Below are 6402 nucleotides of genomic sequence, written 5' to 3'. Positions count from 1 at the left end.
GGCCGCGAGCCTCACGGGGCGCCGAATGGGCTGCGGAGCGTCCCCCGCCCGCCCCCGTGCACATGGGCGCCCCGGCACGGCGCTCACCCGCGAACGGCGCCAGCTCGAGCCTCACGGGGCACCGAATGTGCAGCGGGGCGTCCGAAGACCGCCCCAGTGCCCACGACGCGCCCCGATGCAGGCCCCTCGACGAGGGGGCGAGAAGTGACGGGCACCCAACGCGGGGGTCCGTTCACGGGGGCGTGGGGCACAATGGAGGCGGAGGTCTCCATGAGCGATTCGATCCCGACGATGCCGTCATCCGTGGATGCCGCCGGGACCGGCAGTGTGCCCCACGCGCACGCCGCGGCCGAGTGCCCGAAGTGCTTCACCGAGCTGCAGAGCGACCGGGACTGGTGGCGGGCGCGTCCCGCGGGTTCGCGGCTCGTCGGCCTCGTCGTCTCGCGGCCGGACATGCCGACCGTGGTGCAGCAGCGCGACGACCTCACCCGCTTCGGGGTGCCGATCGAGGGCTTCCGACACCCCGCGCCCGAGACGATGGAGGGCTGGGCGAACCGCCTCGATCGGTTCTTCGGAACACTCACCCGCGGCGACGTGCTCGTCGTCGCGAGCGTGCACGCGCTCGGCGCAACACGCGAAGACGAGACCCGCGCGATCGCCGACCTGCGCCGACGTGGAGTGATGGTGAAGGTGCTGCCGCACGGTGATCGGCATCTCCACGACGCAACGCTCAGCACCCACGGCTGAGCCCGCGCCACCCCGACCGTCAGTCCTCGACGACCCTCGCGCCCTGCGCGTCGAACGCTTCCCTCACCGCAGCGGTGTCGTAGACGATGTGCAACGACTCGATACGGCCGTCGGGCGCGAGCTCGGCCACGTCGACGACGGTGAACGGCGCCGGCGACCCGTCGGCCAGGACCCAGTCGAAACGGAACCAGAAGCTGATCACGGGTGCACCACCCGCGTCCTGCATGACACTGCGCAGGGTGAGGCGCGAGGATCGCGTGTCAGCGAACAGCGCCGGGTAGAACTCCGCCGGAGGGAGTGTTCCGTAGAGCGGCGAGTGCACCGACGCCGACGGGCTGAAGAGCGCGAGCACAGCCTGAAGGTCACCGCTTTCGAGGGCGGCGAGGTAGCGCTCCACCAGGATCGACGGGGTCATCTCACGCGTTCGGAAACGCTGCGCCCGACGTAGCGGGCCAGGTGCTCGGCGGTGAGGGTGGATCGCGCCGTGACCAGATCGGCGGGTGTGCCCTCGAAGACGACGACGCCGCCGTCATGTCCTGCGCCGGGGCCCAGGTCGATGATCCAATCGGCGTGCGCCATCACGGCCTGGTGGTGCTCGATGACGACGACGGTGTTGCCGGCATCCACCAGCTGGTCGAGCAGACGCAACAGCGTGTCGACGTCGGCGAGATGCAGACCGGTCGTCGGCTCGTCGAGCACGTAGACCGCGCCCGACTTGGCCATCGAGATCGCGAGCTTGAGGCGCTGGCGCTCTCCGCCCGAGAGGGTGTTGAGCGACTGCCCGAGCGTCAGATAGCCGAGTCCGACGTCGCGCAACCGGCCGAGCACCGCCACGGCAGGTCCTTTGACGAGGAACTCCCCCGCCTCGGCGACCGACATGGCCAGCACCTCGGCGATGTTCTTGCCGTCGAGGGTGTACTCGAGCACGTCGTCGGAGAAGCCCGTGCCCGCGCAGAGCTCGCACACCGTCTCGACGGTGGACTGGAAACCCAGCTGGGTGACGATGACCCCGAGGCCCTTGCACGCGGGGCAGGCACCCTCGCTGTTCGCGCTGAAGAGTGCGGGCTTTACCCCGTTGGCCTTGGCGAAGGCGGCGCGCACCGCGTCGAGGATTCCGGTGTACGTGGCGGGACTGCTGCGGCGCGACCCCTTGATGGCGGTCTGATCGACGACCACCACGTCGTCGAACGCGGGCAGGTTGCCGTGGATGAGCGACGACTTGCCGGAGCCGGCGACACCCGTCACGACGGTCAGTACACCGCGGGGGACGTCGACGTCGACGTCGCGGAGGTTGTGCTGGGACGCGCCCCGGATCGGCATGGTCCCCGTGACGGCGCGGACGGCGCCCTTCAGCTCGGCCCGGTGGTCGAGGAAACGCCCGGTCAGCGTGTCGGAGGTGCGGAGGCCGGGAACGTCGCCCTCGTACTGCACGGTGCCGCCGTCGCGCCCGGCCCGGGGGCCGAGGTCGACGACGTGGTCGGCGATCTCGATCACCTCGGGCTTGTGCTCGACGACGAGAACCGTGTTGCCCTTGTCGCGCAGCTGCAGGAGCGTCTCGTTCATGCGCTGGATGTCGTGAGGGTGCAGGCCCGCGGTGGGCTCGTCGAACACGTAGGTGATGTCGCTGAGGCTCGAGCCGAGATGGCGGATCATCTTCGTGCGCTGCGCCTCACCTCCCGACAGCGTGCCGCTGGCACGGTCGAGGGAGAGGTATCCGAGCCCGATGTGCACGAACGCGTCGAGGGTGTCGCGGAGGCCCTGGATGAGCGGTGCGACCGTGGGGTCGTCGATGGTGCGCACCCAGGCGGCGAGGTCGGTGATCTGCATGGCCGCGGCATCCGCGATGTTGACATCGCCGATGCGCGACGACCGCGCCCCCTCGTTGAGACGGGTGCCCTCGCAGGCCGGGCAGGCGACGAAGGTGACCGCCCGATCGACGAAGGCGCGGATGTGCGGCTGCAGCGCGTCGCGGTCTTTCTGCAGCATGCTCTTGGTGACCTTGGGCACAAGACCCTCGTAGGTCATGTTCGTGTTCGCGATACGCACCTTGATCTGCTCTTTGTAGAGGAAGTCCTGGCGCTCCTGCTCGGTGAAGTCCTGCACCGGCTTGTCGGGGTCGAGGAAGCCGGACTCGGCGTAGATGCGCACCATCCACCCATCGGGGGTGTAGCCCGGCACGAGGATCGCTCCGGCGTTCACCGAGAGGGTCTTGTCGACGAGCCGGTCGAGGTCGATGTCGCTCACCTGACCGAGTCCCTCGCACTCGGGGCACATTCCGCCGGTGATCTCGAACGAGCGGCGCTCCTTCTGGCCCTTCTTCGCACCCGTGGCGATCGTGACCGCCCCGGCGCCGGAGATCGAGGGCACGTTGAACGAGAACGCCTGCGACGAGCCGACGTGCGGCTGGCCGAGGCGGCTGAACAGCACCCGCAGCATCGCGTGCACGTCGGTGGCCGTGCCGACGGTGGAACGGGCGTTCGCGGCCATGCGCTCCTGATCGACGCGGATCGTGGCGCTGAGGTTCTCGAGCGCGTCGACGTCGGGCCGCGACAGCTCCCCCATGAACTGCTGCACGAACGTGGGATAGGTCTCGTTGATGAGTCGCTGCGACTCGGCGGCGATCGTGCCGAACACGAGGGAGGACTTGCCCGAGCCGCTCACGCCGGTGAAGACGGTCAGCCGGCGCTTGGGCACATCGAGGTCGACGTCCTTCAGGTTGTTCTCGCGGGCGCCGCGCACGCGGATGACGTCATGGGCATCGGGATCGGTCACGGGTGCCTCCTCGGGATCGTCACCCAGTGTGGCGGAGACCACCGACATCCGCGAGACGTCGCGACCTGCGCGCGTGCGAGGGCGGGCCGCCACGGCATCCGGTCGAACGAGAGCCCGCCGGCCGCGCCGTGCCGTCCCGCGGACGCGGGCTACGACACCCCGCGCGAAGCGGCCACCCGTCGGCGCGTCACCGCAGCCGTCTGCGGGACGACGGCGCGGACGGAACCGCCGGGTGCGTCAGCGCCGGCCGGATACGACGATGCCCCCGCGGACGAATCCGCGGGGGCATCGGAGAAGGGGATCAGCCCTGGGCGCGACGGTTCGTGCGGGGGCTGCGCGCGCCCACGACCATGCCCGTCGTCGGGGTGCCGGATGCCGAGCGACCCGCGCCCTGCGACCGACCGGCGCCGGCGCCGGCACGCTGCGTGCCGCCCGCGCCCTGACCGCGACCGGCACCGGAGCGCTGGCCCTGGCCACGCCCGCCCTGCGGAGCGTGGCCGGCTGCGGCGGGAGCCTCGGCCGACTGGCCACTGCCACCGCGGCCGCGACGACGGCGTGCGCCGCCGGCCGACGCGGCATCCTGACCGCCCTGCGCGCGCTCGGCACGCTTGCGCTGCGCGTTGGCGCCCTGCGAGCGTCCGCCGCCCTGGGGCTGCGCGACGATCGGCTCGGGCTTGACGTACGGGGCGACCTCGCCGACCAGGGCCACGACCTCGGGAGAGGTGGGGGTCACCGGCTGCGGCGCGGCGGAGATCTTCGCCTTGCGCAGGATGTCGAGGGTGTCGCGACGCTGCTCGGGCAGCATGATCGTCACGACGTCACCGGCCGTGCCCGCGCGGGCGGTGCGGCCCGAACGGTGCAGGTACGCCTTGTGCTCGACGGGCGGGTCGACGTGCACGACGAGCTCGACGCCGTCGACGTGCACACCGCGCGCGGCGACGTCGGTGGCGACGAGCACCTTGGCCCGGCCGTCACCGAAGGCGGCGAGGTTGCGGTCGCGCTGCGGCTGCGAGAGGTTTCCGTGCAGGTCGACCGAGGGGATGCCGGCGGCGGTGAGCGCCTTCGCCAGCTTCTTGGCCTGGTGCTTGGTGCGCATGAAGAGGATGCGGCGAGCGGTGCCCGACGCGAGGGTCTGCACGAGCTCCTTCTTGGCGTCGGCGTCGGCCGGCGCGAAGACGTGGTGGGTCATCGCGGCGACGTGCGAGTGCGCCTCATCGACGGAGTGCAGGACCTCGTTGCGGAGGAACCGCTTGACGAGCTTGTCCACGCCGTTGTCGAGCGTGGCCGAGAAAAGCAGACGCTGACCGTCGGCGGGCGTCCGGGCGAGCAGTCGCGTGACGCCGGGGAGGAAGCCCAGGTCGGCCATGTGGTCGGCCTCGTCGAGCACGGTGATCTCGACGTCGCCGAGGTTCGCGAACCCCTGGCTGATGAGGTCTTCGAGGCGGCCGGGGCAGGCGACGAGGATGTCGACGCCGGTGGCGAGCGCGTCGACCTGGCGCTTCTGGTTGATCCCGCCGTAGACGGTGGTCGTGGTGAGCTGGAACGCGGCGGCGAGGGGCTTGATGACCTCGTCGATCTGGTTCGCCAGCTCACGGGTGGGGGCGAGCACCAGGGCGCGGGGCTTACGGCCTCGACGGCGGTCGGTCGTCGCCGCGAGACGCGCGACCAGGGGGATCGCGAAGGCGAGGGTCTTGCCCGAGCCCGTCTTCCCGCGACCGAGCACGTCGCGACCCGCGAGGGTGTCGGGCAGCGTGTCGGTCTGGATCGGGAAAGGCTCGTTCTTGCCCTGTGCGGCGAGAACGTCGACGAGGGGGGCGGGAACGCCGAGGTCGGCGAAAGTCTGAGACGTCATGAATACTCCTGCCGCGGCGCACGCGCACACGGCGGTTCGGGATGCCGCGATGCTGCGGCTGCAATGGGCGAAGGCGCCGAGTGGCGCATCCGTTCGCCGTGAAGGTCAAAGGCCCCAGAAGAGGGGGCCGGTGCGTTCGACGACGCTGGGAGCGAAAGCTCCGTGCACCAGTCTACCGGGTGAGCGGCGCATCTCCGTCGCGCGGTGGATCCGCCGCCGTCTCGGACCCTCGTAGCCTCGAGATCATGGACATCTCATCGATGATCATGGGCGCGTCGATCGCCTCCCTCGCCTGGGTCTGCTTCTACCCGTTCGCGCAGATGCGTCGCCTCAAAGAACTCGAGGCGCAGCAGCAGACGGGCGCGGAGGACTGAGAACCAGCGCTCATGCCGCCGCGCGCCAGCATCCCGCGACGTGGTCGTCGACCATGCCCGAGGACTGCATGAGGGCGTACATCGTGGTCGGTCCGACGAAGCGGAACCCTCGGCGACGCAGCTCTTTGCTCATCGCGGTCGACTCGGGCGTCACCGCCGGCACCTCGGCGAACGTCGTCGGCGGGGCATGCCGGCCGGGCGCGAAGGACCACATCAGCTCGTCGAACTCGCCCTCGGCCATACCGGCCACGATTCCGGCGTTGCCGATCACGGCCTCGATCTTTCCGCGATGCCGGATGATCCCGGCATCCTGAAGCAATCGGTCGACGTCGTCGGGGCCGAAGGCCGCCACGACGGACGGATCGAAGCCGTGGAAGACCTCACGGAAGCGCGGGCGCTTGCGCAGGATCGTGATCCAGGCCAGACCCGCCTGGAAGCCCTCGAGACTGAGTTTCTCGAAGAGCAGGAGGTCGCCGCGCAGCGTCGTGCCCCACTCCTCGTCGTGATAGCGCTGGTACTCGGCGTCGCCGCCCGCCCAGGCGCAGCGGGTCACCCCATCGGCCCCGGTCAGCAGATCGCTCATGCCCTCAGGGTAGAACGGGGCTCCGACACCCGCGGGTCCCGCCCGAGGACGTCGGGTCGATGGCGCGGCCGGTA

6 protein-coding genes are annotated in these 6402 nt (G+C 70.6%); 2 read left to right on the top strand and 4 right to left on the bottom strand.

What is annotated here, in order from left to right:
• The first annotated feature begins 270 nt into the window (after nucleotides 1-270).
• The gene (locus QRO03_RS16350) at nucleotides 271-747 is read left to right on the top strand and encodes a dehydrogenase (RefSeq protein ID WP_285138553.1); all 477 of its coding nucleotides are present in this window, start codon (nucleotides 271-273) and stop codon (nucleotides 745-747) included.
• Between the two features lie 19 nt (nucleotides 748-766).
• Here QRO03_RS16350 and QRO03_RS16345 read toward each other — a convergent pair whose 3' ends face one another.
• The 3 genes from QRO03_RS16345 to QRO03_RS16335 form a co-directional block, all read right to left on the bottom strand.
• A complete protein-coding gene (locus QRO03_RS16345) occupies nucleotides 767-1162 on the bottom strand; it encodes a nuclear transport factor 2 family protein (protein ID WP_285138552.1) in 396 nt (131 codons plus the stop codon).
• Complete coding sequence (locus QRO03_RS16340) at nucleotides 1159-3567, bottom strand: ATP-binding cassette domain-containing protein (protein ID WP_285138551.1); 2409 nt, start codon at nucleotides 3565-3567, stop codon at nucleotides 1159-1161. Before QRO03_RS16340 ends, QRO03_RS16345 begins: the two co-directional genes overlap by 4 nt.
• A 253-nt stretch (nucleotides 3568-3820) precedes the next feature.
• The gene (locus QRO03_RS16335; protein ID WP_285138550.1) at nucleotides 3821-5371 is read right to left on the bottom strand and encodes a DEAD/DEAH box helicase; all 1551 of its coding nucleotides are present in this window, start codon (nucleotides 5369-5371) and stop codon (nucleotides 3821-3823) included.
• 245 nt (nucleotides 5372-5616) lie between these two features.
• On the opposite strand from QRO03_RS16335, the gene QRO03_RS16330 reads away from it, so the two are divergent.
• Nucleotides 5617-5745 carry a hypothetical protein gene (locus tag QRO03_RS16330; protein WP_285138549.1) on the top strand — a complete coding sequence of 43 codons (129 nt, stop codon included), beginning with the start codon at nucleotides 5617-5619 and terminating at the stop codon, nucleotides 5743-5745.
• A gap of 10 nt (nucleotides 5746-5755) precedes the next feature.
• Here QRO03_RS16330 and QRO03_RS16325 read toward each other — a convergent pair whose 3' ends face one another.
• On the bottom strand, nucleotides 5756-6328 hold the full coding sequence (locus QRO03_RS16325) for a DNA-3-methyladenine glycosylase I (protein WP_285138548.1): 573 nt from the start codon (nucleotides 6326-6328) through the stop codon (nucleotides 5756-5758).
• Nucleotides 6329-6402: the final 74 nt, after the last annotated feature.

Source organism: Microbacterium sp. lyk4-40-TSB-66 (assembly GCF_030209475.1).
Lineage (GTDB): Bacteria > Actinomycetota > Actinomycetes > Actinomycetales > Microbacteriaceae > Microbacterium.
The sequence above is the reverse complement of the archived record's forward strand: the minus strand, read 5'-3'. Positions and strand labels throughout refer to the sequence as shown.